Annotated in this window: 2 protein-coding genes; both read right to left on the bottom strand. The window is 60.3% G+C overall.

The genetic code is table 11. The features are described from left to right. Positions 1–638, bottom strand: a 638-nt coding sequence (locus L696_RS28495; RefSeq protein ID WP_155985365.1) for a hotdog family protein, incomplete at its 3' end; no start/stop codon positions are given. Position 639: 1 nt separating this feature from the next. After that, positions 640–1926: polyketide synthase (locus L696_RS28490; protein ID WP_162472168.1), on the bottom strand; the 1287-nt coding region annotated here is incomplete at its 5' end.

Raw genomic sequence — 1926 nt, 5'->3', positions numbered from 1 at the left:
AGGAACAGCCGCTGCTCCTCCTCGTTCGTGTTGTCGAACAAGACACCGGTGCCAACGCCGCTGCCATCGATCAGCGTCGGGTGGAACATGAAGCCCTCCGCACTGCGGCGCGCCTCGTCCCCCAGCGCGATCTCGATGTAAGACGCCCCGTTCTCGCCCTCATAGACCACGCCGTCCGCCAGCATGAACCCGGTATGCACGAGCTCTTGGTGGCGGCACTGCGCATAAAACGAATCAAGCGATACCGAGCGCGCGGCCGTCTGCTTAATCCGGCTGATATTAAGAACCTCGTCGAACGTCAGCGGATCGCACAGATGCATCTCCGCCGTGATGTGCAACTTGCGCTCCGGGGACAAGACCCCCTTGCGCTGCTCCTGCCCTTCCACGCGAATCTGCCAGCGGCCGGCTTCCGTCTCGTCGCACTGAACGCGGAGCAGGACGTTCAGATCCTGCCCCACGACCAGCGGGTTATAAATGGAAAGATTGAGAAGCTCCAGCCGTGCGAAATCATAGCCCCGCTCTCGAAACAGCTGATAGAGCAGATCGATGTACGCAAATCCCGGAAACAGCTCTTGACCGTAGGCCTTGTGATGCTTGACGACCGGATGATCCTTGCCGATTAGAATTTGATCTTCCATGTTACACCTCAACTCCAATTTGCTTCCAGATATTCATCGCGCTCTCTGCCCGTTCGCCCTGTCCGCGCCCACTCACATCGCGGCGCTGCAAGACAGGAAGCGGAATCGGCTTGCGAAGGATCGAACGCTCCTCAGACTCTTCCCAGCCTTCGAGGATCACGTGCGCGTTGGTGCCGCCGTCGGCAAAGCAGTTGATCGCCGCCATGCGAGCCGTGTCCGTCCAAGGCATGAGTTGACGGGCCATCTCAAACGGCGACGCCTGCAGATCATAATGCGTCATCGCCTCTTCGCCCGACAGGAACGGCACCATCTGCCGGCGCTGTAGCATCAAGACGACTTTGATAAATCCGGCGATCCCTTCCGCGCACAACGGATGCCCGATGTTTGGTTTCATCGACCCCAATCCCAGCGGGAGGTTCGAGGAAGCGCGATACACCGATTGGATCGTCTTCAGTTCCAAGAGGTCGGTCACTTCCGTTCCCGAACCGTTTGTTTCGATATAGCGAACCGCTTCAGGCGATACCCCGCCTTTTCGGAGCGCCGCCTGCAGCACTTGTTTCTGTGCCTCAAGGCTCGGGGTGGCAGGTCCGGCGGTCCGTCCGTTGTTGTTGACGGCGACCGCTTTGATGACGGCGTAGATCGCATCGCCATCGCTCAAAGCCTGCTCCACCGTCTTCAGCAAGACCAAACCACACCCTTCCCCGACCACGATGCCGTCCGCTCGACGGTCAAAGAGGTGGAACGCCCCTTCTCGGTTCAGGATGTTGCGCTGTTCAAAGATGCGGTGCGTCTCATCGGTGGTCAACAGAGAGACCCCGCCGACGATCGCCGACTCGATCTCCCCGCTCTGAAGCGCCTGCGCTGCCATGTTCATCCCCACCAGAGCGGAGGAGCAAGCGGTGTCCACTACGACACACGGGCCGCGCAAGTCAAAATACTGCGAGATGTTCGCCGCCAGATAGTTCTGTCCGACAGCCAAAATCGGGTTGCGCGTCTCGCCCAGATCCGCCGTGCTCGGCGAGTGCTTGCTGCGCGCCCCGAGGTAGACACCGACCGAGCGGCCTTTGACCTCCTGCTGGGTGTAGCCGGCGTGGCACAAGAGCTTGAGGCTCTCTTCCAGCACCAGAAGGGCTTGCGGGTCCATCGCTTTGGCGTCTTCCTCCGAGAGATGGAAGAACGACGGGTCATACTGCGTGATGTCGTCGAGCAATCCGGCATAGAAGCCGCTCGAATACCCCCAGCGCCCCTGCGGCACCTCGCGAATGGCGGAACGGCCCTCGGACAGCAA

The sequence above is a fragment of the Paenibacillus maysiensis genome (genome assembly GCF_000520815.1).
Taxonomy (GTDB): Bacteria; Bacillota; Bacilli; order Paenibacillales; family Paenibacillaceae; genus Paenibacillus; species Paenibacillus maysiensis.
Note: the sequence above shows the minus strand (reverse complement) of the source record. Positions and strands in the feature narration are given on the sequence as shown.